This window comes from uncultured Rummeliibacillus sp., from assembly GCF_934216135.1.
Taxonomy (GTDB): Bacteria; Bacillota; Bacilli; order Bacillales_A; family Planococcaceae; genus Rummeliibacillus.
The window spans coordinates 265,752-292,546 of record NZ_CAKQBI010000001.1; the positions used below are offsets into that span (position 1 = coordinate 265,752).

General features: G+C 34.3%; 28 protein-coding genes. 22 read left to right on the forward strand and 6 right to left on the reverse strand.

Annotated elements, in window-relative coordinates; genetic code table 11:
* Positions 1-121 precede the first annotated feature (121 nt).
* From Q0977_RS01315 to Q0977_RS01325, 3 genes are read right to left on the reverse strand one after another with little or no spacing between them, the layout of a single operon-like run.
* Positions 122-976 carry a transglutaminase family protein gene (locus Q0977_RS01315; RefSeq protein WP_119417457.1) on the reverse strand — a complete coding sequence of 285 codons (855 nt, stop codon included), beginning with the start codon at positions 974-976 and terminating at the stop codon, positions 122-124.
* A 27-nt stretch (positions 977-1,003) separates the two neighbouring features.
* Entirely contained in the window at positions 1,004-1,972 is a 969-nt protein-coding gene (locus tag Q0977_RS01320; protein ID WP_119417247.1) for an alpha-E domain-containing protein, read from the reverse strand.
* The gene (locus Q0977_RS01325) at positions 1,962-3,416 is read right to left on the reverse strand and encodes a circularly permuted type 2 ATP-grasp protein (protein ID WP_299509916.1); all 1,455 of its coding nucleotides are present in this window, start codon (positions 3,414-3,416) and stop codon (positions 1,962-1,964) included. The genes Q0977_RS01320 and Q0977_RS01325 overlap by 11 nt, the downstream gene beginning before the upstream one ends.
* A 487-nt stretch (positions 3,417-3,903) precedes the next feature.
* On the opposite strand from Q0977_RS01325, the gene Q0977_RS01330 reads away from it, so the two are divergent.
* Complete coding sequence (locus Q0977_RS01330) at positions 3,904-4,914, forward strand: nitronate monooxygenase family protein (protein WP_119417245.1); 1,011 nt, start codon at positions 3,904-3,906, stop codon at positions 4,912-4,914.
* A 76-nt stretch (positions 4,915-4,990) separates the two neighbouring features.
* On the opposite strand, the gene Q0977_RS01335 is transcribed toward Q0977_RS01330, so the two are convergent.
* Positions 4,991-5,773 (reverse strand): enoyl-ACP reductase, encoded by a 783-nt coding sequence (locus Q0977_RS01335; protein ID WP_119417244.1) that lies wholly within the window; start codon positions 5,771-5,773, stop codon positions 4,991-4,993.
* A 187-nt stretch (positions 5,774-5,960) separates the two neighbouring features.
* Entirely contained in the window at positions 5,961-6,209 is a 249-nt protein-coding gene (locus tag Q0977_RS01340) for a ferredoxin (protein ID WP_119417243.1), read from the reverse strand.
* A 103-nt stretch (positions 6,210-6,312) separates the two neighbouring features.
* Here Q0977_RS01340 and Q0977_RS01345 point away from each other — a divergent pair, with 103 nt between their 5' ends.
* The 4 genes from Q0977_RS01345 to Q0977_RS01360 all read left to right on the forward strand — a co-directional run bounded on the left by Q0977_RS01345 (position 6,313) and on the right by Q0977_RS01360 (position 10,627).
* Positions 6,313-7,365, forward strand: a complete 1,053-nt coding sequence (locus Q0977_RS01345) for a helix-turn-helix domain-containing protein (protein WP_119417242.1) — start codon at positions 6,313-6,315, stop codon at positions 7,363-7,365.
* Entirely contained in the window at positions 7,352-8,797 is a 1,446-nt protein-coding gene (locus tag Q0977_RS01350) for an ATP-dependent DNA helicase RecQ (RefSeq protein WP_119417241.1), read from the forward strand. Before Q0977_RS01345 ends, Q0977_RS01350 begins: the two co-directional genes overlap by 14 nt.
* A 76-nt stretch (positions 8,798-8,873) precedes the next feature.
* On the forward strand, positions 8,874-9,527 hold the full coding sequence (locus Q0977_RS01355) for a LysM peptidoglycan-binding domain-containing protein (protein WP_164489529.1): 654 nt from the start codon (positions 8,874-8,876) through the stop codon (positions 9,525-9,527).
* A gap of 131 nt (positions 9,528-9,658) precedes the next feature.
* A complete protein-coding gene (locus tag Q0977_RS01360; protein ID WP_299509939.1) occupies positions 9,659-10,627 on the forward strand; it encodes a YpdA family putative bacillithiol disulfide reductase in 969 nt (322 codons plus the stop codon).
* A 111-nt stretch (positions 10,628-10,738) separates the two neighbouring features.
* On the opposite strand, the gene Q0977_RS01365 is transcribed toward Q0977_RS01360, so the two are convergent.
* A complete protein-coding gene (locus Q0977_RS01365; protein ID WP_119417238.1) occupies positions 10,739-11,710 on the reverse strand; it encodes an asparaginase in 972 nt (323 codons plus the stop codon).
* Between the two features lie 78 nt (positions 11,711-11,788).
* Between Q0977_RS01365 and prsW the strand changes: the two genes are divergently transcribed.
* The 17 genes from prsW (at position 11,789) to Q0977_RS01450 (ending at position 26,780) form a co-directional block, all read left to right on the forward strand.
* Complete coding sequence (gene prsW, locus Q0977_RS01370) at positions 11,789-12,463, forward strand: glutamic-type intramembrane protease PrsW (protein ID WP_119417237.1); 675 nt, start codon at positions 11,789-11,791, stop codon at positions 12,461-12,463.
* An 89-nt stretch (positions 12,464-12,552) separates the two neighbouring features.
* On the forward strand, positions 12,553-13,332 hold the full coding sequence (gene sleB / locus Q0977_RS01375; protein ID WP_124218773.1) for a spore cortex-lytic enzyme: 780 nt from the start codon (positions 12,553-12,555) through the stop codon (positions 13,330-13,332).
* Positions 13,333-13,348: 16 nt separating this feature from the next.
* Entirely contained in the window at positions 13,349-14,638 is a 1,290-nt protein-coding gene (locus Q0977_RS01380) for a PepSY1/2 domain-containing protein (RefSeq protein ID WP_124218772.1), read from the forward strand.
* Between the two features lie 86 nt (positions 14,639-14,724).
* Positions 14,725-15,381 carry a flagellar brake protein gene (locus Q0977_RS01385; RefSeq protein WP_119417098.1) on the forward strand — a complete coding sequence of 219 codons (657 nt, stop codon included), beginning with the start codon at positions 14,725-14,727 and terminating at the stop codon, positions 15,379-15,381.
* Positions 15,382-15,630: 249 nt separating this feature from the next.
* Positions 15,631-16,305: a (d)CMP kinase gene (gene cmk, locus Q0977_RS01390; protein WP_119417085.1), complete on the forward strand. Its 675-nt coding sequence runs from the start codon at positions 15,631-15,633 to the stop codon at positions 16,303-16,305.
* A 2-nt stretch (positions 16,306-16,307) separates the two neighbouring features.
* Positions 16,308-16,904: a 1-acyl-sn-glycerol-3-phosphate acyltransferase gene (locus tag Q0977_RS01395; protein WP_119417086.1), complete on the forward strand. Its 597-nt coding sequence runs from the start codon at positions 16,308-16,310 to the stop codon at positions 16,902-16,904.
* An 81-nt stretch (positions 16,905-16,985) separates the two neighbouring features.
* Complete coding sequence (rpsA, locus tag Q0977_RS01400) at positions 16,986-18,152, forward strand: 30S ribosomal protein S1 (RefSeq protein WP_119417087.1); 1,167 nt, start codon at positions 16,986-16,988, stop codon at positions 18,150-18,152.
* A 193-nt stretch (positions 18,153-18,345) separates the two neighbouring features.
* Positions 18,346-19,656, forward strand: coding sequence for a ribosome biogenesis GTPase Der (gene der, locus Q0977_RS01405; protein WP_124218647.1), 1,311 nt, complete (start codon positions 18,346-18,348; stop codon positions 19,654-19,656).
* Positions 19,657-19,690: 34 nt separating this feature from the next.
* Entirely contained in the window at positions 19,691-20,710 is a 1,020-nt protein-coding gene (locus Q0977_RS01410; RefSeq protein ID WP_119417088.1) for an NAD(P)H-dependent glycerol-3-phosphate dehydrogenase, read from the forward strand.
* A 388-nt stretch (positions 20,711-21,098) separates the two neighbouring features.
* Entirely contained in the window at positions 21,099-21,320 is a 222-nt protein-coding gene (locus Q0977_RS01415) for a DUF2768 domain-containing protein (RefSeq protein WP_367269413.1), read from the forward strand.
* Between the two features lie 26 nt (positions 21,321-21,346).
* The gene (locus Q0977_RS01420) at positions 21,347-22,069 is read left to right on the forward strand and encodes a hypothetical protein (RefSeq protein WP_119417089.1); all 723 of its coding nucleotides are present in this window, start codon (positions 21,347-21,349) and stop codon (positions 22,067-22,069) included.
* An 87-nt stretch (positions 22,070-22,156) separates the two neighbouring features.
* A complete protein-coding gene (gene spoIVA / locus Q0977_RS01425) occupies positions 22,157-23,635 on the forward strand; it encodes a stage IV sporulation protein A (protein ID WP_299509952.1) in 1,479 nt (492 codons plus the stop codon).
* A gap of 232 nt (positions 23,636-23,867) precedes the next feature.
* On the forward strand, positions 23,868-24,140 hold the full coding sequence (locus tag Q0977_RS01430; protein WP_102692522.1) for an HU family DNA-binding protein: 273 nt from the start codon (positions 23,868-23,870) through the stop codon (positions 24,138-24,140).
* Positions 24,141-24,333: 193 nt separating this feature from the next.
* Complete coding sequence (gene folE / locus Q0977_RS01435) at positions 24,334-24,936, forward strand: GTP cyclohydrolase I FolE (RefSeq protein WP_255416330.1); 603 nt, start codon at positions 24,334-24,336, stop codon at positions 24,934-24,936.
* 61 nt (positions 24,937-24,997) lie between these two features.
* Positions 24,998-25,219: a trp RNA-binding attenuation protein MtrB gene (gene mtrB, locus Q0977_RS01440; RefSeq protein WP_119417092.1), complete on the forward strand. Its 222-nt coding sequence runs from the start codon at positions 24,998-25,000 to the stop codon at positions 25,217-25,219.
* A gap of 64 nt (positions 25,220-25,283) precedes the next feature.
* Entirely contained in the window at positions 25,284-26,066 is a 783-nt protein-coding gene (locus Q0977_RS01445; RefSeq protein ID WP_119417093.1) for a heptaprenyl diphosphate synthase component 1, read from the forward strand.
* A 6-nt stretch (positions 26,067-26,072) separates the two neighbouring features.
* Positions 26,073-26,780, forward strand: coding sequence for a demethylmenaquinone methyltransferase (locus Q0977_RS01450; protein ID WP_119417094.1), 708 nt, complete (start codon positions 26,073-26,075; stop codon positions 26,778-26,780).
* Positions 26,781-26,795 lie beyond the last annotated feature (15 nt).

Consider the following 26,795-nt stretch of genomic DNA (forward strand, 5'->3'; position numbering starts at 1 on the left):
AAATGTTTGTTTTATATAAAAGGCAACTTTCTGTTCGCTTTTGAACGGAAAGTTGCCTTTTTTCTATTCTTTTTTACACTGTTTGCATCACAATGGTCTTCATTTGATGAATAACCCCATCTTACAAATGGTCAATCTTCTTTACAGTGACTTTAACAGTTAATGTGTGATCTCCTCCAGTGTATACACCTTCAACTGGACTAACATCGGTATAGTCTCTTCCGGCACATAAAATAATGTGATTCTCAAGTGCTTCAACATCATTTGTAGGATCTAGGCCTAACCATCCAACTCCAGGTACCATTATTTCTACCCAAGCATGTGTTGCTGAATTTCCGATTAAATCATCTTCTTTACCAACATATAAATAACCGCTCATATAACGGGCAGGAATGCCATTAGCACGTAAAACACCAATCATTATATGTGCGTAATCTTGGCAAACGCCGGCTTTTAAGTTATAAGCTTCTTGTGCGGTAGTTTTTACATTTGTGGCAGTTGTATCATATCGAATATTTGTGTGTAAATAAGTCATAAGTGCAAGAGAAAATTCTATTGGATTATTACGATAGCCAATAATATTATTTATATGATGTATTTGTTCTTCTGTTAAATAGGTATATTTCGTTGCTTGTAAGTAGTGTAAATAATGATCCTTAAATAGTTGTGATTGGAAAATATCTTTCATTTTGTTCGAAAAGCTTAACTGATCCATGAGGGGAGCCTTCTGTATACTCACTATAGATGTTGTTTGAATTTCAAGTCTATTATGTTTTTGTGGAATATAAAAATCGGCAGCTGCATTATGCCAAATATCTATATACTCGCGGGTAACTGAGTTTGGCCAAATTTCAATATCATAAAACAGTAACCTTTGGCACTCATTTGTGCGCGGTTTTAGATGTATAGTATTTAAACTTTGCTCAACAGGACTATCATAATCAAAGGTATTTAAATGAGTTATTTTATATTTCATTGAGAATTCTCCTTTGACTGTATAGAGTTACCGGAATTCACTACTAACTTCCAAATTTGCATAGGCTACGTCTAAATAATATACATTTGAAAAAACACTTCCTATTGCAATGCATCTTTTTAGTAAATCCTGTAATAGACTTTTCTGTTGCTCATTCGTCAAGTGTGCATGGTCAACTTCTGTTGCTTGTTGTAAGGCTTGTATTTCTTGCAGTAGGGGATAGATGCGACCATTGACATTATTTTGCTCAATAATCGATAAACTTTGTTTTATATGTTGTATGCAATAGGTAATGGAATGTGTACATGTGACATCACTTAATAAGTATTTCAAAACATGTTCAGTATTACAAATTCTATGTTTTTTTGAATAATCCTCTATAGTCTGTGTCAATTGTAAACTAAAAGTTGCAGAACAATTTCTTACTTCATGTTTTTGTTTTTGAAGTAATTCGTTTAAAATAATCGTTGTTTTCTCTGCGCGTTCAATCCAACGACCAATTTTAAAGAAATGATAGCTTTCATCACGAGACATGAGGGTATTAATAATACCTGCTGATGTAAGGAAAGTATGATTTACCTTTTCAAGAACTTTATTTGCTTCTAATAATGAAAACTTGTTTGTATGTTGATAATCTTTTATAGAAAGATATAGCTCATTCCACTCTTCCCATAGTGCATGTGGAATTATATCACGCGTAATTCTTGCATTTTCACGTACATTAGACGTTGTGTTTATGATCGAGTTTAAATTTTCTTTTGAATAGAGCAAGTAATCACTTAAATTTCGAACTGATAGTCTGTTATATTTGTGAAGAAATTCGTTTGAAGAACCACAAATATTCAAAATTACTTTCCAATCTTCTAAATATGGTATATCATATCCGGATTCCTCCAACATATTTGTAAGCTGGATACGGATGATATTTGCATTAGCTGCTGTTCGTTCACTATAACGTGCCATCCAAAATAATGATCCTGCAACTCTACTTAACATAATGAGCTTCCTCCTTTAATACCCAAGTATCTTTTGCTCCTCCTCCTTGCGAAGAGTTCACGACAAGTGAACCTTCTTTTAAGGCGACTCGCGATAATCCTCCAAGTAAAACATTTGTTTCTTTGCCTTTCATCACAAAAACTCGTAAATCCACATGACAAGGATAGAAACGTTTATTTTGATAGACAGGTGCTCGAGAAAGCTTGATAGTAGGTTGTGCAATGTATTGAGATGGATTTTCCAATATTTTTTCACGGAATTGATCGATTTCTTCAGGTGAGGCATGTGGACCGATTAACATATCATAGCCACCAGAAGCACCTACGTTTTTTACGACTAATTCATGAAGGTGTTCAAGTACCCATTCACGCTGTTCCGGATTCGTCAGCATATATGTTTCTACGTTTTCTATAATAGGCTCCTCGTTTAGATAATAACGGATCATATCAGGTACATAAGAATATATGGCCTTATCATCAGCAACACCATTGCCTACTGCATTTAAGATAGCTACATTACCTTTTTTATAAGCTTCCAAAATATTAGGTACGCCAAGTAAAGAATCTTCACGGAATACAGTAGGATCTAAAAAATCGTCGTCGATACGACGGTAAATGATATCTACTCGCTCTAACCCCCGAATTGTTTTCATATAAACTATGTTGTCTTTAACAATAATATCCTTACCTTCAACAAGGGCTATATTAAGTTGTTTTGCTAGGAAAACGTGATCGTAATAAGCAGAATTATAAATACCTGCAGTTAACAACACGGCATGAGGATCTTGATCTGCTGCCAAGTTTTTAGGACGGTGTGAAAGAAGAGCTTCTCTCATCGTTGCTAGTTGATTATCAAATGTATGTAAAGCATATTTAGAAAAAAATTCAGGATAAACCTGTTTCATAATTGCACGGTTTTTATAGACATAAGCCATTCCTGATGGATTTCTCAAATTATCTTCAAGTACACGGTATGTTCCGTTTTCATCACGAATTAAATCGATGCCAGCTAAGAAAATATGATTATTTAGAGGAATATTAGCACCAATAACCTCTTTATAGTAATAAGGGTTATTAAGAGCAAGTGCAGCAGGTATGATTCCTGCTTTTAATATCTTTTGATCATGATAAATATCATGTAAAAAATGGTTAAGTGCTTCAACACGTTGCGTCATACCCTTTTTTATTATTTCCCAATCTTTGTGAGTAATAATGATTGGTACAAAATCAAAGGGCATTGTTCGTTCGGTTCCTCCCTCTGCACCATATACTGTAAAGGTAATTCCTTGTTTTAGAAAACTTGACTGTGCTGCATCATTCTTTTGTCGTAATTCATCTTCAGAGAATTCTGATAATTTTTCGTAAAATGCTTTATAATGATCTTTTGGTGCATTATTTTCAAGCATTTCATCATAATAATGTTTCGTTTCATAAGGTTGGAACATAGTAAATAGCCTCCTAGGAATACTTGATGTAAAAAACACACTTACTTTGTAGAAATACTACCTATAAACGTAAAATCCTTCATTAATTAAGAAAAAATCAAAAAAATTATTTGAGGCTGATAGAACATAGTTACAATCTTATGTAAGATTTTCATTTCTTATGAAAACGCTATTTTTCTTAATTCTTAGCTTATTTTTAAATAAAGATCATTTTACATCGTTTTACATTAAGTGTAGAATTTTTTTAATAAATTACGATTTCATGTTAGTTCACAAAATAGACACAAGGGAAATGGGCTAGTTAACTTTAATGTGATAGAAAGTGAATAGTTTTAAATTTATAGAATGTAAGAGATTTTAGTCAAGGATTTTTCTCCTTTATGTTACAGTATTTAATGACTACTTTTTATATAGAGCATTTTGCAGTAATTTGTTTTACTTAAATAATTGAATTAAAAAATCCTAAAAAGTTAAGAGAGGTATTATAATGACGTTAGTAGAAAAATTAAATATGAAATGGCCAATAATTCAAGCACCGATGGCTGGTGTAACAACACCAGAAATGGTTATTGCAAGTGCGGAAGCAGGAATTTTAGGTTCTATCGGAGCAGGTTATTTAAATGCTGATGTTACAAGAGCGTTTATCAAAGCGGTAAAAAGTGAAACAACAAAACCGTTTGCAGTTAACCTATTTGTACCGAATAAGGTTAACACTAGCAAAGAAGAACTTGAGGAAGCTTATAATGTATTAAAACCATACCGAAAAAAATTAATGATTGCTGAAGAAGGGGCGCTTCTATCGACTACAGATTTCGATGCACAAGTTGATGCCATTATTGAAGAGGGCGTGAAAGTATGTTCGTTTACTTTTGGATTACCTTCAGAAGAAATCTTAAAAAAACTACATGAACATGATATTTTCACAATTGGAACCGCTACTACCATTGAAGAAGCGTTATTAGTACAAGAATGTGGCTTAGATGCAGTTGTTTTACAAGGCGAAGAAGCAGGCGGACATCGAGGGTCATTTATCGAACCATTCCAATTTGTCTCACTACAAGAGCTCCTTGAAGGAACAAAAGGTAAAATAACAATTCCTATTATTGCTGCCGGAGGAATTGCAACAAAAGAACAAATGCAACAGGCGATTGAAGCGGGAGCAGAAGCTGTACAGATTGGAACATCCTTTGTAGTAAGTGAAGAAAGTGGTGCTTCAGAAGTTTATAAAAATCAAATTTTATTGGCTGAAGAAGATGTAACCGCGGTGACTAGTGCTTTTTCAGGAAAACCTGCACGTGGTATTGAAAATGATTTTATGGTGTTCATGGAAGGTAATAAAATTGCGCCGTACCCTTATCAAAATGACTTAACAAAAACTATTCGCTTAAGAGCAGAGGAATTAGGATTCTACAGTCTACTAGCAATGTGGGCAGGGAAAAACTTGCATTTAGTAGAAAAAGGATCCGTAAAAGATATTGTAAATCGATTAACAAAATAAAATCGTAATAAAAAAAGAGGACATCTGATTAGTAGATGCCTCTTTTTTATTTGAAGAAAAGTAGTAGGAGATAATATTAAACTCCCATAATATTATAGCCACCATCTACATAGATGACTTCTCCAGTTACACCGCTTGAAAGTTGACTTAACATAACAACGGTCATATTCGCCACTTCTTCTGGTGTAACATTTCGTTTAAGTGGTGCAGTTTCTTCCATCTTATTTAATATTTTATTGAAAGATGGAACACCTTTTGCAGCTAAAGTTTTAATAGCACCTGCAGAAATAGCATTGACACGAATACCTTCCTTTCCAACATCAGCAGCCAAATATCTAACAGAAGCTTCTAGTGCGGCTTTTGCTACACCCATTACATTATAACCTTCAAGTACACGTTCAGCTCCTAAGTAAGACATCGTTACAATAGAGCCACCTTCTGTCATGTATGGTTTAGCAGCATTCGCAACGGAGATTAACGAGTAAGCGCTCGTATCTTGAGCAAATGCATAACCATCACGTGAAGTTTCGATAAAACGATTTTTTAAATCATCTGCATGTGCAAAAGCAACTGAGTGGACAATCCCATGAATCGTTCCGACTTTTTCACCAATTTCTTGGAATGCTTGTTGTATACTTTCATCACTATTTACATCACATTGTACGACAAGTGGTTGCAAATCTTCGTATTTAGCAAGTTGTTTTTCTAATTTCATTAAAGAACGTTCTTTACGATATGTGAAAATAACGTTTGCGCCAACTGAAAATAGAGCTTTTGCTATTCCCCAAGCAATGCTTCGATCGTTAGCAACACCCATGACCACGATATTTTTATCTTTTAATTGTAATAAATTATCCATAATAGCCTCCTGTATTAGTTACTATTAGTACCTGATACTAAAATACTACCTTATCAGAAGGAAGAATGCAATAAGAAATTACGCTACCTTGTTTAACAAAATAGTTGACAAACTCAAATAAAAAAGTGCAAGAGAAAAGAATCTTTTCCCTTGCACTTTATGACCATAAATACAATCTATTAAATGATTATTCGTATTTAAGAGGGTCCCCTTCAAATGATTCGTCTGCAACTTTAATAGAGTCAGTTGGGCATCCTTCAAATGCGTCTTCCATATCTTCCATTAAATCTTCTGGAACTTCAGTAGTCCCCGTGTTATTATCTAAAATAACGAAGGCAATACCTTCATCATCGTAATCGTAAATATCTGGTGCTGCTGCCCCACATGCACCACATGCGATACATGTATCTTGATCAACAATGGTAAATTTAGCCATTTTAAATCTCTCCTTTTACTATCAATCCCAATAGCTACTTATTTATTCTAAAACGCTTTTCCTCACATTTCAACCTAAATTACTTTTTATCGGAGGAATATCGATGTATTTACAGCAATTAATGTTAGATATATTTCAAAAATTTGATGGACAACGCTCTGAAACTGCTGCATTTCATCTAATTTGCGGGAAGCGGTCAGGGCAGACAATTCAAGACGTAGGAACATTTGGATTAGAAGCTTATTTTAGTATTATGCCGAAACTTTCGAAACAACAATACCTTGAAGCTTTTGAACAATTAATTGAAAATGGTTGGGTTTTTTACGATGAACAAAAGACTCTACAACTTACAACAAGAGGAAAGGATGTTCTAGAAAAGTCAAATGCATTTCACTTTAATGGTTGGTTTTATAGAGGCAATGAACATGTGTTTTTTAAACGTTTATCGCTAATCGTACAAACCTTCTCATATGTAAAAGTAAAGGATTTTCGGTTTAATCCGATTCAAAAGGATGAAGAAATTCAAGCTTGGGTGAAATATTTCTTGATGCGTCACCCATATAAGGACCCTAGTTTCCATTTGCAATTTAGAAACGAGATAGAAAATTCTATTAAAAATTTACACATATCAGAACAAGCAAAGCAAATTGTTATGTTTCGTTTAACGGGTTTTCATCTTACAGGATGGACTTGGCAACAGCTTGCTAGTCAGTTCGATTGTGGGGAACTTGATGTACAATTTATGTTTGTGGAGTTATTACATACATGGCTCGATCTACTAACTCTAGAATCTGCACAGTTTCCATTATTATACCGATTAACGGAAAATATTCGGATAGAAAATTTATTGACAGATTCTACTCAAAAAACAGCAGACTTGTTTAAACGAGGATATTCACTTGAACAAATCGCAATGATGAGACACTTGAAAACAAGTACAATAGAAGATCACTTTGTTGAAATGGCAATGATTATAAGGGATTTTCCTCTACATCAATTTATAGATGAGGCAGATGTTGAAAAGGTTATGGATGTATTAAGTACAACAGAAAGTAAAAGATTAAAAATAATCAGGGAACAAATCCCACAATTTTCTTACTTTCAAATTCGATTAGTCATCGCAGCAAAAGGAGGAGAATACAATGTACGAGCTTGAACAATTATTGCAGCAACACTTCGGCTATTCAACGTTTAGACCTGGTCAAAAAGAAGTCATAGAAGCTGTGTTGCAAGGTCAAGATGTAATTGCTCTTCTTCCAACAGGGATGGGGAAATCTCTTTGCTATCAACTTCCAGGTTATATATTAAATGGTCCCGTGTTAATCATTTCGCCTTTACTTTCATTAATGCAAGACCAAGTTGAACAATTGAAACGCTTTGGTGAAAAAAGAGTTGTAGCGTTAAATTCATTTTTGAAAGCAAACGAAAAACAGAAAGTATTACAACATCTTACAAACTATCGTTTTATATTTACATCACCCGAAATGCTTGCTCTACCTATCATTCAAAAAGAGTTTCAAAAAATCCAATTTTCATTAATCGTAGTTGATGAAGCACATTGTATATCTCAGTGGGGATTTGACTTTAGACCTGATTATTTAAAAATTACAGAATGGATTCCGAAACAACATCGGCCACCAATATTAGCATTAAGTGCCACTGCCACAAAAGAGGTAGTCAATGATATTAAAAATTATTTACATATTGTTCAGCCGTTTGAATATATTCATTCTGTAGAAAGAGCAAATCTACACTATGATATAGTAAAAACACAATCAGTTGACGAAAAATTCAATTGGATTATTGATCATATCGTTAAGACTGAAGGTCCTGGAATTATATATACACAATCGAGGAAAAAAACGGTTGCCTATGCGGAAGCTTTAACAGCACATCATATTCAAGCTGCAGCATATCACGCTGGGATGGGTGCTTTAGATCGTCAATTTATTCAACAACAATTTTTAGCTGATGAATTGGAATGGATTTGTGCGACAACAGCTTTTGGAATGGGGGTTCATAAAGATAATGTATGTCAAGTCATTCATGATCATATACCTGCAACAATGGCAAACTATATGCAAGAAGTTGGTAGAGCTGGACGTAATGGTGATGATGCATTAGCCATTTTAGTTTATAGTCCTAAAGATGAAGAATACACACAATATATTGCAACTGAAGAGTTACCAGAATCATTTCATGTAGGCCTTTACGAAGAATATGTGAAACGAGGAGAGAATCCTAAAAAAATGCTCGATCTAAACCAAATTAGTGAGACAGGATATCGAGTACTATCATACTGGATGGAACAATTACCTCCAGAAAAAGCTATCCAAAAATTGAATAGTTTAAAACAACAAAAAGTAGAGCAAATTTCACAAGTGGCAACTTTTGTAAAAGAAGATCATTGTTTACGAGAGCATCTAGTTGCATATTTTGATCAAAAGTTGGAACAAAAACCATCGAATTGCTGTCATAATTGTGGAATAAATTATAATGATATTATTAAAAAGAGAAATGGTATGACAGAGAAAAAAGAACTAAACACATGGGTGGAAAGGTTGCACTTGATACTTCCCAACTTGTAACTGAACATACATTTACATTTAACTATTATTTCGTCATAATAGTATTATTACTGAATAAATGGAGGGATATAATAAGATGTCTCAAGAAGATTATCGTGAAAAAATTGAGGAACATCGCCAAGCCATCAATATTGAGTCTGAACAAGAGACCAACCCTTCAAGAATGACTAGAAGTGAGCTTCACGGCAAAAAGAATAAGAATAAGAAAAATAATCATAAAAATAGATTAGTTACGTTATTAGCGATTATTTTTATCTTACTTCCGGTGTCAACACTTATTTACTATGGCTATTTTATGCAAGATGAAAATAGTAAAAAAGCAGAGATTGATAATGGCGGAATTCAAATAGAAACGAACGACAATGGTCAGTCTAAAGATGCTACTAAAGTATCGAATGATGATGAAAAACTAACCAAAAAAGAACAAGCGGAAAAGGAAAGGGCAGAGAAACTTGCTGCAAAAAAAGCAGCAGCTAAAGAAAAAGCTGAAAAGGAAAAGGCTCAACAAAAGGAAAAAGAAGATGCTGCAGCCAAAGAAAAACAACAACAAATTTATAATGAGGCAAAGGCAGCAGGAAGACTTTATAATGTAAAACAGGGAGAAACAATTGAAAGTATCGCGATAAAATTTTATGGTAGTGACGCTGGGGTCGCTATTATAAAAGAAGCAAATGGAATAACAGGCGATACTGTTTCACCAGGAACAACGATTGCAATTCCAGCTCAATAATAATTTGACGGGTATGTGAATTAGCACACATGCCTGTTTTTTTATTGTCTGCAAGCGTATAATAAACAATTATAATTATTCGACAACATTTCTTGTAATTCGAAATGTATTTTTAAGGAGTGACCGGTTTTATGCAACAACAAGATGCGATTATTGTTGGAGGAGGCCCTTGTGGATTAGCAGCTGCTATTTCACTACAAGAGATTGGATTAAACCCAATCGTAATTGAAAAGGGTAATATCGTGAACGCGATTTATAATTATCCTACCCACCAAACATTTTTTAGTTCAAGTGAGAAATTAGCAATTGGTGATGTTCCGTTTATCATTGAACAACAAAAACCAAAGAGAAACCAAGCACTAGTCTATTATCGTGAAGTGGTAAAAAGAAAAAATATTAAAATAAATCGTTTTGAAACAGTTAAAAAAGTAACACCCGAAAATAATAAATTTATCGTTCAAACAAATAAAGAAACTTATGAAACACCTTATGTTGTTATTGCTACGGGTTATTATGATCATCCAAATTATATGAATATTCCAGGTGAGGAGCTGCCTAAAGTTCATCATTACTTTAAGGAAGGCCATCCATACTTTGATACAGATGTATTAATAATAGGTGGGAAGAATTCAGCTATTGATGCTGGGTTAGCACTATATAAAGCTGGAGCTCGTGTAACAGTTGTTTACAGAGGCTCAGAATATTCATCAAGTATTAAACCTTGGGTTCTACCTGATTTCGCAGCACTTGCTCGAGATGGTGAAATTAATATGATGTTCAATACGAATGTTAAAGAGATTAAAGAAGATGAAGTTATAATAACGAAAGACGGGCAAGAACTTACTATAAAAAATGATTATGTCTTTGCCATGACAGGCTATCATCCAGATCATACTTTTATTCAAGAGATGGGTGTTACAGAAGATGTAGAAACAGGCCGTCCGACATTTAATCCAGAAACAATGGAAACAAATGTACCAGGATTATTTATCGCAGGTGTGATTGCTGCTGGAAACAATGCCAATGAAATCTTTATTGAAAATGGACGTTTCCATGGAGAGCTAATTGCTAAATGTATACAGGAAAACATTAATGATTAACTAAAAGAAAAGCAAGCAAGTTCGATGCTCGGAAGGAAAGAGAACGAACTTACTTGCTTTTCTTTTAAGAATATAAGTAAAACTCAAACTGTTTTATAAGATGTGTAAATTTTATACGAAAAATTTCTTTACATCTATTGGCTCATCGACCTGATTAAGTCCAATTAATAATTTCAATCGAGCTTTTTGACCATTCAATCCCAATGCAAAAATAACACCCATATCTTCTAACATTTTACCTCCACCTTGATAGCCATAAACACCTTGTGCTATACCGTTAAAGCAACGAGAGACTAAAACTACCGGGATATGTAGTTGAAGTAATTCTTCAATAACTGGTAAAACTGCGGGTGGGATATTGCCCTGACCAAGCCCTTCTAATACAACACCATCGTAATGATAATCAATAGCTGCATGGATTAAATCTGCATCCATACCTGCAAATACTTTAAATAGCGCAACCTTTTTATCAAGTTTAGAAACTTCTACATACTCTCTTTTCATCGGAGACTGATGGAAATGAATCATCGTTTTTGTCACTAAACCAAGAGGACCATATTGTGGTGATTGAAATGTGGAGACTGAACTTGTTGAAGTTTTCGTGACATTCACTGCCGAATGAACTTCATCATTCATCACGACCAAAACGCCCTTGTTTTTGGCATCCTCCGAAGAAGCTACTCTCACTGCTTCTACTAAGTTATAGACACCATCTGCTCCTAATTCATTTGAAGAACGCATAGCACCTGTTAAAACAATCGGAATTTCCAATTTTGTCGTTAGCTCAAGAAAATAAGCAGTTTCTTCTAGTGTATCTGTCCCATGGGTAATAACTATGCCATCGATACGATTTTCTTTGATCGTATGTAAGATTAAATCTCTCAATTCTAGCATTTTTTGAGGAGTAATATGTGGAGAAGGTAAATTAAAAGCTTCAATTTCAATAATATGAGCAATTGACTCTAGTTTTTTACTTTCTTTCTTTAATGGATTAATGGTATCAGGTACAACAGCGCCTGATTCTTGACTGACATGCATAGAGATTGTACCGCCAGTGTGAATTAGTAATATTGTTTTTTTCATAACAAATCCCCCTGAATTTTCATTACCATACTAATAGAATGGTATAATAAAATGAGATGGATTGAAAGGAGCTACTAAATGTTCGTACTCTTATCAGTATCCATTGCTCCTGCTCTAGCTCTCTTTAGCTTTTTCTATCTACGTAATCAGATGGCAACGGAGCCTAGAAGAACATTGTTCCATACTTTTATATATGGCGCAATTTTAACTTTTCCTATTCTATTTTTGCAATATATAATGACAGAGGAACAAATTTTTTCAAATTTAATGATTCAAGATGTATTCTTTTCGGGAGTAGTGGAAGAATTTTTTAAATGGTTTATTTTAATGATCGCGATTTATCACCATATTGAATTTGATGACCCATATGATGGTATTTTATACGGAGTTAGTATTTCGTTAGGGTTTGCAACAGTTGAAAATATCTTGTATATGTTATCATTTGGCGTTGATACAGCCTTTATGAGAGCGTTAATGCCAGTTTCTAGTCATGCATTATTCGGAGTTGTGATGGGGTATTATTTGGGCAGAGCTAAGTTTGCTAAAAAAGATTTATCAATGCAACATCGACTATTAGCTCTTTTCGCGCCAATTGTATTGCATGTGATTTATAATTTTATATTTACAATTGAAGGCAGATGGACATATATAATGGTTCCATTCATGCTCTTCTTATGGTGGTTTGCCTTAAGAAAAGTAAAAAGGGCACATCAGCATTTAGTCCAAATGTTGTTCGTTCAAAAGAAGATATAAATAGTTTTAACTGAGAGTAGAAATTTACTCTCAGTTTTTTTGTATAAAAATTTTTTCTTGAACCATCCTAAGAAAAAAGGAGATATGAAATGAGACGCTCTAAAATATTGTTATTGTTGTTGTTAAGTGTTTTTATCACTAGTATTGCACCACAAAATAGTGATGCTTTTTCTAACCAAGTCATTACAAAAGGAGCTTTTGGAGATGATGTAATTGAACTTCAATCTAGACTACAATATATAGGCTATTATAACGGTACTATAGACGGTAGATTTGGTTATGGAACTTATTGGGCATTAAGAGATTTTCAAGAACAATATGGATTACCTGTTGATGGTATAGCTGGTTCCAAAACAAAACAAAAACTAACTTCTGTTTCGAAGTATAACAAGGACTATGTTATGGATCAGATAAATAAAGGAAATGCATTCACTCATTATGGAAATCAGGATTTAGACAATCAAAGTTCCAATGGCACTGGTTCAAGTACAAATTTCCAAGTACCAAGCAATTTTACGGAAGAGGATTTAAAACTCATGGCTAATGCAGTATTTGGAGAAGCAAGAGGAGAGCCATATGAAGGTCAAGTAGCTGTAGCGGCAGTTATACTAAATCGCCTTGATAGCCCAGATTTTCCAAATACAATATCCGGGATTATATTCCAACCTAGGGCATTTACCGCTGTTGCTGATGGCCAAATTTGGTTGGAACCAAATGAGCAAGCAAAAGAGGCAGTATTAGATGCTATGAATGGTTGGGACCCTTCTGAAAATGCGTTATATTATTTTAATCCTAAAACTGCTACTAGCGAATGGATTTGGTCGAGAAAGAAAATTAAGGAAATCGGCGAGCATATTTTCTGTATTTAAAATGAGGTGGATATAGATGAAAAAAACAATTTTCTTATTAAGTTATGCAGTAGCTGCTTGCCTAATATTTAGTGTTGCTTCTAGCCGAGAAAACCAAGAGTTAAAGTATTTGTTGCAAGGACAATATACAGGTAAGATGGCAGATGCTTCAACTCAGCTAAATGAATTACAGCAGGCAGTTCAGCAATCACTCTTATTTAGTGACCCTACGGCTTTTCATGATTCTCTACAAAACGTTTGGAGATTATCTTCAGATATTCGTTATTCAATTGCTGACCTACCTTTAGATCGTGAATTTACTACTGAATGGATGAATTATTTAGGAAGATTAGGAAACAATGCGAAAATGACTATGACTTCACAAGAAAATGCAGAACAATGGCAGAAGAATGTTAGTCAAATTTCAAACAATTTAACTAATTTCTCTTCTGATTGGCAGATAGCAACTGCACATTACTTAAGTGGAGATACTAATTATAAAAATTGGCTTGAGGAACAAACTTCAAATGCAAATACTTCCGGATTTAAAAATTTATCTAAATCGGTAAAAACTTATACAGAAAGTGATTTTCCATTAACTGCAAGTGAAGCTGATCATGAGAAAAAGAAAGAGTTAAGGGATCTCAATGACAAGAAAATTACGAAGGATGAAGCAATCACTCGTTTTTATGAAATGTTCCCTGAATTTAAAAATGCCACTTTGTCTGTGAAACAAAGTAAAAAGGGTGCTCCGTATTCTTTTTATCATATTGCTTTTCATAAAGGTGAACGCACTGGGTACGCTGATATTACCCAAAAAGGTGGACATTTACTTTCTTATTTAATTGAAAGACCTTTTGAGAAAAATTCCTTATCAGTAGAAAAACTTAAAAACTTAGCCGATGAGCGGCTGAAAGAATTAGGTTATAAAGATGTAAAGGAAACAGATGCAAGGGAAAATAGTGAAGTATGGCATTTTACTTATGCTCGTGTAGAAGAAAAAACGAAAGCTAAAGTATATGCAGATGGAGTGCAAGTGAAAATCGCAAAAGATACAGGAGAAATAGTTGGACTAAATGGTGTTGAGTATATTCAAAAAGAAAAACTGAAACCTCAAATGATGAAAAAGATGAATTGGGACGAATTTTTTACAAATAAAGCGACAGTTGTCAATGAAGATTTAGCGTATGTAGAAAATAAAGATTTTGTTGAAAGGTTATGTTATGAATTGACTGTTCGTGTTAACTCTTCAAAAGTTCCACACACATATAAAGTTTTAGTTGATACAGAAACAGGAGAGGTTATTAAAAATGAAAAACTTTCCTGAATCATACGACCTATAATTATATAGATATATAACCTATTCCATGGCATAATATATATAGAACTTAGGATTCATAAAGGGAGATTGCAATGGAATTGAAATTAGGTACTAACATCATTTTAGAATCAATTTCTTCAGAAAATAGGGAAAGTTTTCGCTGTAAAATTGTCGAACAAAAGAATAATACAATCTATATTGATTATCCCGTTAACACAAAAACAAATAAAACCGCATTTCTAATTGAAGGTAGTCAATATCGAGCATCATTCGTAGACGAATCAAAAGTGGCGCATGCGTTTAAAACGCAAGTCTTAGGTAGAGTAATGTCGAATATTCCAATGATTATGCTTTCTTTTCCGACAGATGATGAAATCATAAAAATTCAAAGACGTGAATTTGTAAGAGTTCTAACACCTGTTGATGTGGCAATAGAATATAATCATCAGTATTTTCAGTTTATAACGGAAGATATTAGTGCCGGAGGATTAGCTATTATTATCAATCAACCAGTTCCTTTTAAAGAAAACGATGAAGTCGAATTGACAATTGTATTACCATTTACAAATTTAAGTGATGGAGTTCAATATGTCCATACTTCGGCAAAGGTTGTGAGGTTCATTGAAAAAGATAACACTGTAATAGCTCCATTACAATTTAGCAATACGGATGATATTGATCGTCAAAATATTATACGCTTTTGTTTCGAACGGCAATTGCAAATTCGGAAAAAAGAAACAGCTTTTTAGTCCTCAAATTGAGGGCTTTTTTCTTTATAAAATATTTTCAATTCGGGCCTTCCAATGATTTTCGAGTCTAAACGAGCCGCCTCCGCTTTTCTTGTCCAGCTGCGGGCGCTTGCTGCTTGAGTCACTTCACCTTCTCGGTCGAAAGCTGAAAAAACGCTTTCGATTCGAAGGTTCCAGTGCTTGTCGCAGCAGAACGAGCGCCCTCCGCTTTTCTGTGTTACAATATTACGGAAAGAAAGGGTTGATACCGTGAAGAAGAATATTCAAATTGCTATTGATGGTCCTGCAGGGGCTGGTAAAAGTACGATTGCTAAGATTGTGGCTGAGAAATTAGGCTACACTTATATTGATACTGGGGCAATGTATCGAGCACTTACATTAAAAGCTTTGAAAGAACATATAGATTTAGAGAATGCTGAAAGCGTCACCAATTTATTAGCAAAAACAATTATTGAATTAAAACCATCAGCACAAGGACAATTAGTATATCTTGATGGACAAGACGTATCAAAAGAGATTCGTTCTAATGTTGTTACTGGAAATGTTTCAAGAGTTGCTTGTCATGCTACAATGCGAGAAATTATGGTCAATCGTCAACGTGAAATGGCAGAACGTGGTGGCGTTGTGATGGATGGTAGAGATATTGCAACTGCAGTATTACCAAAAGCTGAATTGAAAGTTTATATGTCAGCAACAGTGGAAGAACGTGCACGTCGTCGTTTTGAAGATAATAAGCAACGTGGAATTGAAACATCTATTGAAAAATTACAAGAAGAAATTGCTTTGCGAGATAAATTAGACAGCGAGAGAGAAGCATCTCCGCTTGTGCAAGCACCTGATGCAATATTCTTAGATACTACTGATTTAACAATCACACAAGCAGCAGAAGCGATTTTACAATTAGTGAGTGAAAGGATGGCATAGATATGGACTTTTATCAATTTGCAAAGTCTGTTGTTTATACAGTATTGAAGCCCATTTATCGAATGGATGTAATAGGTGTTGAAAATTTCCCTGAAAAAGGTGGTATCTTATTATGTTCTAATCATATTGATAATTTAGATCCACCTGTTGTTGGTATTTGTTCACCAAGACCTGTTAACTTTATGGCCAAAGAAGAACTTTTTAATGTACCAATTTTAAAAGGAATCTTACCTAAAGTACATGCATTTCCTGTTAAACGTGGTCTAAGTGATCGTCAAGCACTTCGCACTGCCATTAATACCTTAAAAGAAGGTCAAGTTGTTGGACTTTTCCCAGAAGGACATAGAAACAAATCGGGTAAGCTAGGAAAAGGGTTCTCTGGAGCTGGATTTTTTGCATTGAGAGGAAATGCCAATGTGGTACCTTGTGCAATCGTTGGACCATACAAACCATTCCGTAAGGTAAAAGTTGTATTTGGTAAACCGATTGACATAGAACCGTATCGTGAGAGAAAAGCAAAACCAGAAGAAGTAACAGAAGTAATAATGGCGCACATTCAAGAATTATTAGATGAACATCATCCTGATAATAAAAAATAATTGTATTTAAAGGGTTAATTTTTGTTTTTACTAGCAAATTCTAATAAAATAGAAAGTGAACATTGTGAAGGAGGATTACATATGTCTGAAGAAATGAACTTAAACGAGTTAAAAGAGATCCGTGAAGGTGATATTGTTACTGGTAAAGTTGAAAAGGTCGAAGAAAAAGTTGCAATAGTTACAATTCCAGGTGCACCTTTTGATGGCGTAATTCCAATTAGTGAGCTTTCAAGCTTACATATAGAAAAAGCTTCTGACGCTGTCTCCGTAAATGATGAATTAGAAGTTTTAGTAACAAAAATTGAACAGCCTGACGAAAAGAATCCCGGACAATATGTTCTTTCAAAACGTCAAGTAGATGCAAAATATGCATGGAAAGAGTTAACCGAGAAATTTAACAATGGAGAAGTAATTGAAGCTGAAGTAAAAGATATCGTTAAAGGTGGCCTTGTAGTTGATCTAGGCGTACGAGGTTTTGTTCCTGCTTCCTTAGTTGAAGATCATTTTGTTGAATCTTTTGAAGATTATAAAGGAAAAACTTTAACCTATAAAATTGTTGAAATGGATCAAGAAAAAAATCGTTTAATTCTTTCTCATCGTGCAGTAATTGAAGCACAAAAGGCAAAAGAAAAAGGTGCAGTTATTAATAATATTCATGAAGGCGATATTATCGAGGGGACTGTGCAACGTATAGCCACTTTTGGTGCATTTGTTGATCTAGGTGGAGTTGATGGACTTGTGCATATTTCCCAAGTGTCTCATGATCATGTTGAGGATGTTTCAAAAGTTCTTTCTGAAGGACAAAAAGTGAAAGTTAAAGTATTATCTGTAGATTCTGAACAAGAACGTATTTCTTTATCTATAAAGGAAACTCAAGAAGGCCCATGGTCACAAATCGATGAAAAAGCTCCTGTTGGGTCTGTCTTAACAGGCGTTGTTAAACGACTTGTTACATTCGGTGCATTTGTAGAAATTTTCCCTGGTGTAGAAGGACTTGTGCATATTTCCCAAATATCTCATAATCATATTTCAACACCACATGAAGTTTTAAAAGAAGGTCAAGAAGTTCAAGTAAAAGTTCTAGCTGTGAACAAAGCTGATAAACGTTTGTCACTTAGTATTAAAGCTTTAATAGAGAACAAAGAAGAACCTGAAGTCGATGAATTTGAATTTCCTGAAGAAACAAATGGTTTTTCATTTGGCGATGTAATTGGTGATAAGCTTAAAAACTTTTCAAAAGAATCATAAAAAAATATTAAAATAATAAAGTAGGCAGATGCTTTCAGGGCTTTGCCTGCTTTTTTTCTTGCATTACAGGCAATATTTGATAAAATAAGTATACAAAAGACTTCAATTGTAGGTGATGGTCAACTTATCAGGTACCATCATCTTTTTTGTTGTATAATAGCTCTTATTAGAAGTCGGAAGGATGAAGAAAGTTATGGCGAAACCAATTGTCGCAATTGTTGGTCGTCCAAATGTCGGTAAATCGACTATTTTCAACAGAATTGTAGGAGAGCGCGTTTCAATCGTGGAAGATATTCCAGGTGTAACACGTGATCGTATTTATAGTTCTGCGGATTGGCTAACACATGAATTTAATATTATTGATACTGGCGGTATTGATATTGGAGACGAACCTTTTATTGACCAAATACGTCATCAAGCAGAGATTGCTATGGATGAAGCAGACGTTATTATTTTTATGGTAAATGGTCGAGAAGGTGTTACATTAGCGGATGAACATGTAGCAAAAATTTTATATAAAACAAAGAAACCAATTGTTTTAGCAGTCAATAAAATTGACAACCCTGACATGCGTCAAATGATTTATGATTTTTATTCTTTAGGATTTGGAGATCCATTCCCAATTTCCGGTTCTCACGGAATTGGATTAGGAGATTTACTCGATGAAGTAGCTAAGCATTTTCCTAAAGAAGATGAGGATCAATATGATGAGAACGTGATTAAGTTTTCATTAATAGGCCGTCCAAACGTTGGCAAATCTTCCCTTGTCAATGCCTTTTTAGGCGATAATCGTGTCATTGTAAGTGATGTAGCAGGTACAACTCGTGATGCAATTGATACTAGTTACGAATATGATGGACAAGAATATGTCATTATTGATACTGCAGGTATGCGAAAAAAAGGGAAAGTGTACGAGTCAACTGAGAAGTATAGTGTCCTTCGTGCATTAAGAGGAATTGAACGATCAGACGTTGTATTAGTTGTCTTGAACGGTGAAGAAGGTATCCAAGAACAAGATAAGAAAATCGCAGGATATGCTCATCAAGCAGGTAAAGCGGTAATTATTGTCATGAATAAATGGGATGCAGTCGAAAAAGATGAAAAGACAATGAATGAAAAAACAAAAGAAATTAGAGAACAATTCCAATTTTTGGACTACGCACCAATTGTCTTCGTATCAGCAAAAACAAAACAACGTGTCCATTCTATCTTACCTATTATCAATCGAGTAAATGAAAATCACTCAATGCGTATTCAATCTAGCATCTTAAACGAAGTTATTTCTGATGCAGTAGCTCGTAATCCTGCGCCAACAGATAAAGGTAGACGTTTACGTATTTACTATGTCACTCAAGTGGCTATCAAACCACCAACTTTTGTGGTATTTGTAAATGATCCAGAATTAATGCATTTCACATATGAACGTTTCTTAGAAAATAGAATTCGTGAAACATTTGATTTTGAAGGTACACCAATAAAATTAATCACAAGAGCACGTGATTAATAATTAGAACATGAAATCGAAAGGAGATTTCAACATGAATCGCGTATCGGTACTTGGAGCAGGTTCTTGGGGAACATCTTTAGCCATTGTCTTAGCTGAAAATGGCCATGATACTTTACTATGGTCTCATCGTAAAGAACAAGCAAACGAAATTAATATTCAACATACAAATGTAAAATATTTACCTACAACAATATTACCTGAAAATTTAAAAGCAACTTCAGATATTGCAGAAGCTGTTCATCATGCAGATATTATTGTAATGGCAGTTCCAACAAAAGGTATTCGAGAAACATGTCAAAAAATACTGGAAACACTCGATAAAAAAATGTTATTTGTTCATGTTTCTAAAGGAATTGAACCAAACACATTATTAAGAATTTCAGAAATAATGCGAGAAGAAATTCCAGCAGAACTGATTGAAGATATTGTAGTATTATCCGGCCCGAGTCACGCAGAAGAGGTCGTGCAGCATCACCCAACAACTGTGGCTGCTGCATGTGAAAACTTAGTAAGTGCTGAAAAAATACAAGATCTTTTCATGAATCAATACTTCCGTGTATACACAAACCAAGATGTTGTTGGAGTTGAAATTGGAGGAGCATTGAAGAATGTTATTGCATTAGCAGCAGGAGCTGTAGATGGTTTAGAATTCGGTGATAATGCAAAAGCAGCACTTATAACACGTGGTTTAGCAGAAATTTCACGTTTAGGTGTAAAACTAGGAGCGAATCCATTAACATTTGCCGGATTAGCTGGTATGGGTGATTTAATCGTAACATGTACAAGTGTTCACTCTCGTAACTGGAGAGCTGGGAATATGCTTGGTAAAGGACTTTCATTAGATGAAATTCTTGATCAAATGGGTATGGTTGTTGAAGGAGTTCGTACAACAAAAGCAGCTCATCAGCTATCCAAAAAATATAATGTTTCAATGCCTATTTCAGAAATTTTATACGGGGTTCTTTTTGAAGGAATCGATCCACATAAAGCTGTGGAACAATTAATGCTTCGTGAAAAAACGCAAGAGTTGGATGCTACCTACGATTTTTAATGGTAGTTCACAAAATTGTACGATTTATAAAGAGCATCTTAGAGCTAGCAAATGACTTTATTTATGCTCAATTGTTAAAATAGGACAAGAGATGGTTACCATACATCTCTTGTTTTTTTATTTATAGTAATAAAAAATGGTTTCTATAAAAAGATAAATTTGGGCAAAATACTATAAGTTTCCTTATTTAACTGATAAAGTAAACTGAAATCATGCTTATATAGGTAATGTATTCTCTCTAACCAATTATTATTTGAGAAGGGTCTTACCGGGTTGATGTGGGTAAACAGCAGGATTATATCACTACAATGTTTAAAGTGATACTTTATGTTATACTTTCATCTGTGAGAAATGATTTTCGTTATACATAGGAAGGGTGGTTGTACTGTTGACAGAGTTAGTACTACTTACAGGAACAGGTATATCGCCAATGGATATGATGTGGATATCCTTTTATTCAATAGGCTTTTTGCTGATTGCATCAGGGTTGATATATTTAAGTAGACAAAAAATTAATAATAGAATTATAAGTACAATTGTGGCTTTAATAGCTTATGTTTTTCTTATCATTGGTTTTTTAACAATGGTGTTTGTTGTTATGACTTTTTGATTCTTCAAAAAAAATGAGGGTAGTTCATGAAAAAAATAAGTTTAATTTTATTCGTATTCATTATGACAGTAGCCCTGTCAGGTTGTATGTATCCTGATAAGGAAAAAGTTGAAAATCAGGTACCAGATGAGGCTCAATTATTAACAGTACAAAAAGCTGTGGACCAGTTTAGAAAGGATACAGGTGGACTATTACCTATCCAAAACCGTGATCAAAATGTGGATCGCTATATTAAATATCCGATTAATTTTGAAAAATTAACTCAAGGATATATTGCAAAGACACCAGGAAATGCATTTGAAAAAGGCGGTATTTATCAATATGTAATATGGAATGCCGAAAGTAAAAATCCTGAAGTAAAATTAGTCGATTTACGAGGTTCTGAAACAATCCGGGAGCTTAATATTAAAAAAGGTGTAAACGGCTTTGTACCAATCTCTAGACAGCTTAAAGATGATGTCTATGAATTCGATTATAAGAAGATGGGGTATAAAAAGGCACCGACAGTACCGAGTCCTTATTCTAATACGAATTTACCTTTAGTAGTAAAAGGTAGTGGCGAAATTTGTATCGATTATTCGATAGAATTACAAAAAATGGTCAACGAAAGTAAAGTAAAAGTGAAGCCCGGTGAAGATATACGTTATTTACTTTCTGACAAATATCCTATCTTACCAGCCTATTCATTGCCTTATACAGTAAATGAAAAAAATGAAGTTGAATTTTTAACAAAATCAACTAAGAAATAAGTAAACTTCAAAAAGCGTTTCATGTCTTGTGCATGAAACGTTTTTTTATTGCATAGGATATAGTGCTGAAAAAAAGGGGGAAGGATTATGTCACAAGAAGTGTACGAGCAAATGGCGACACGTACAAATGGTGATATCTATATCGGTGTAGTTGGCCCGGTTAGAGTTGGAAAATCAACGTTTACAAAGCGTGTGATGGATATTATGGTCTTACCAAACATGCAAGATGAAAAAGAACGTCAACGGGCACAAGATGAATTGCCACAAAGTTCTCCAGGCCCAGTAATAATGACGACTGAACCTAAATTTGTACCTGCTAATGGAGCGCAAATCACTGTTGGAAATCAAGACATGCCGTTTAAAATAAGATTCGCTGATTGTGTGGGTTATATTATTGACGGTGTGAAAGGGTATGAGGATGAAAATGGTCCCAAATTAGTACATACCCCTTGGCATAATGATCCAATACCATTTGAAGAAGCAGCTAAAATTGGTACTGATAAAATTATTAGGGAGCATGCGAATATCGGGGTTGTTATGACCACAGATGGTACAGTAAATGGAATTCCGAGAGAAGCTGTTTGCAAGGCAGAAGAGGAAATTATTCAACAACTACAGGAGATTGGTAAGCCTTTCGTTATCGTTGTGAATAGTAAAATGCCTGCCCATAACGTCGCGAAGGAATTATGTGAAGAATTACAAGAACGTTATAGTGCGCCAGTCATTTCTACATCGGTAGATCAAATGACTTTAAATGAAGTTCGTCATATTTTAGAAGAGGCCCTTTATGAATTTCCTATTGATAAGTTAGAGATGGAAAAACCAGATTGGTTAGATGTATTAGATGAAAATCACGAACTAAACAAACTGATCAAACAATCCATTGATAACTGGAAAGCATCGGTCAATAAAATTCGAGATATTGAACGTTTAACACATGAATTATTACAAGAAGATTTTATCGCATCTGCTCAAGTGAAAAATGTAGATGCAGGGTTGGGGCATGCAGTTATTACATTACAATTAAAGAATGAAATCTACAAATCTATCTGTGATGAATGGCTAGATGAACCTATTCAAAGTAAGAAAGATTGGTTATTATTTATTAAAGAATCGCAACAAGCGAGAAAATCTTATCAACGCTTCCACAAAGCTATTGAGGAAGCAAATAAAGATGGATATGGTGTTACTTTACCAATCCTAGAAGAATTCGAACCTACTAGACCAGAACTTATTAAACAAAATAATTTCTTTGGTGTTCGGATGGAAGTTAAAGCTCCTTCTTATCATATTCTACGAATCGATATGGAAGCAGAATTTGCACCACTTATCGGATCGGAGTTTTATAGCCAACAATTATTAAAAGATTTAACCAATGCTTATTTACATGATCGTGAAAAACTATGGAGTACTCAGATATTCGGAACGCCATTACATGAAATGATGAAAGAAAGTATTGCTTACAAAACCGAAGCTGTTCCAAAACATGCAAAAGCTAGAATGCGTCAAACAGTTGAAAAAATGGTGAATAAAGGTGAACAAGGAATGGTTACTTTTATACTATAAAGTGCAATTTCTATCAGTGAATTCATCCTAATAGTTGTTTCAATGAAAGAGAAAATAAATAGCTTGATTTTAAGAGGAATTTACGATATGTAAATTCCTTTTTTGTGTCGATTTGATAAATTATTTGCTTAAAGTTAGGAAAAGGAGTATAAATATTGTTGCATAGCAAAATTTGTTGTGATAATCTTTTTACATGATTTAGAAAAAGCCCCTTTGAGAGGAGGTGAGTGGTGTGAATAAAACAGAATTAGTTAACTCTGTTGCAGAAACTGCAGCTCTTTCTAAAAAAGATGCTTCTAAAGCAGTTGAAGCAGTATTTGAAACTATCCAAGAAGCTCTTGCAAAGGGTGATAAAGTTCAATTGATCGGTTTTGGTAACTTTGAAGTACGTGAACGTGCGGCTCGTAAAGGTCGTAACCCACAAACAGGTAAAGAAATTGAAATCGCAGCAAGCAAAGTACCTGCATTTAAACCAGGTAAAGCGCTTAAAGATGCTGTTAAATAGTACAAGCATCTGTTCTACATAGAGTAGCCGTTAAGGCTGCTCTTTTTTTGTGATTGAAATAACATTCAAAAATGAATCTTACTAGTAGTACATACTTAATTTATTAAAAACGTTTACATATTTTGCGATTACTTTACTTGTGTGGTAATCTCATTTTGAGACTCTTTGCAGAAATATTGGGGGATTTATGTTGATAGAAAAAAACTTTGAAAAAATAGACCAAGTATCTACTGATGTAGATTTAAAAAAAATAGAAACTGCTGTAACAATGATATTAGAGGCAGTCGGTGAAAACCCACTAAGAGAGGGTTTATTAGACACACCAAAGCGAGTAGCTAAAATGTATGCCGAAATGTTCCAAGGTCTTCATGAAGACCCTAGACAATATTTCGAGACAGTTTTCCACGAAGGACATGATGAACTAGTTCTTGTAAAAGATATTCCGTTTTATTCAATGTGTGAACATCATTTAGTACCTTTTTACGGCAAAGCTCATATAGCATACATCCCTCAAAATGGTGTAGTTGCGGGATTAAGTAAATTAGCAAGAACTGTTGAAACAGTTTCGCATCGTCCTCAACTCCAAGAACGTATTACAGGAACTATCGCAGATACGCTAATGGAAATGTTGAATCCGAAAGGTGTTTACGTAGTGGTTGAGGCAGAACATATGTGTATGACAATGCGCGGAATTAAAAAGCCAGGGGCTAAAACGGTTACTTCTGTAGCGAAGGGCATTTTTGAAGAAGATGAAGTAAAACGTTCAGAAATACTTTCATTCATTCAAATGTCTTAAATTTCGAGTTTTTTTGTGTTATGATTGTTGGAGAAAAGTCGAAAATAAGGAGAAAGTTTAAATGGCTCAAAACGATTATATAGTAGTACGTGCAAAAGAAGACGGCGTACATGTCATTGGTTTAACTCGTGGGAATGATACCAAGTTTCATCATTCAGAGAAATTAGACAATGGTGAAGTAATGATTGCACAATTTACTGAGCATACTTCCGCTATGAAAATTCGAGGAAAAGCAGAAATTCAAACAGCTTTTGGAGTTGTTGAAAGCGATTCAAAAAATTAATATATAAAATATAATAGTAAATATAATATGGACAACAGGATACAAACTGAATGGAGAAAAGTTTATGAATGCAACTTATATTGAAGAACAAGTATCGCAACTAAAAAATAATATTCTAATGCAATTGCATCATAGAACGCTCCTTCAATTTACAGGTCAACCAATTGTTGAAGATGGTCAACTGCTATATTTATTGTTGCCAAAGTTAAATGGTGAACGATGGTCTGCACAACATGAGAAAGCTGCAACTGCTGTAGCAATGATCAATGCTGCTTTGCACGAGCATGAGCAAATTGATGAACAAAATGCTACATCTAAAAGTCAGCAACTATCAGTCCTTGCGGGAGACTATTATAGCGGATTGTATTACACGACACTTGCATCAATTCCAGATATTCAACTTATTCGTAATTTATCGGAGGCAGTTGCTGAAGTTTGTGAATGTAAGACAGCTATGTATGAACCGAAAAAAAGAAATTTAAAGGAATGGTTAGAAGTATTTCGGGTTATTGAAGCAAAGACCACTGAACAATTTTTAAAACGATTTCATTTTGAGTCATATATTGATATTGCAAACCAAGGTTTACTTCTTACTCGATTTAAACGTGAATTGAACCAATATCAAGAATTACATCAAAATAACCGTTTTATGGGAGTCTTGGAACAACAGAAGGAAAATGCTGGTATGAAATATGAGCAAATTCTTCGATATCAAATTTCAGATCTTTCATCTAATTTAATTCGAAGTATTAAATCTTCTCCTTTTCTACTAGATGAAGTTAAAACAATAGTGTTACAGTATATCGAAAGTGATATACCTGAACATCAAACGATGAGAGAAGGTTGATTTATAGTGACACCACAATCGAAAGAAGAACGTGTACATGAAGTTTTTGAAAATATTTCCGATAGTTATGACAAGATGAATTCTGTTATTAGTTTTCAAATGCATAAGGGCTGGCGAAAAGATACGATGAAACACATGGACGTTAAACCGGGATCTAAAGCTCTTGATGTATGTTGTGGTACTGCAGATTGGACCATTGCAATGGCTGAAGCTGTCGGAGAAAATGGACATGTTACTGGACTAGACTTTAGTCAGAATATGTTAAATGTCGGATTAGAAAAAACAAAGGATATAAAACAAATAGAATTAATACAAGGAAATGCAATGGAGCTACCATTTCCAGACAACACATTTGACTACGTAACAATTGGTTTTGGGTTACGTAATGTGCCTGATTATATGCAAGTACTTCGAGAAATGAATCGTGTAGCAAAACCAGGCGGTAAAGTAGTTTGCCTTGAGACATCCCAATCAGAAATTCCTGGTTATCGTCAATTATTCCGATTCTATTTCCGCTATATTATGCCCTTGTTTGGTAAGATCTTTGCTAAGAGTTATAAAGAATATTCTTGGTTACAAGAATCTGCAAATGATTTTCCAGGGATGAAAAAGTTAAAGAAAATGTTTGAACAAGCTGGTTTACAAAAAGTAGTATATAAATCTTATAGTGGTGGAGCTGCTGCTATGCATATGGGCTTTAAAAAGGAAATTTAGTGTGGGAGAAGGTTT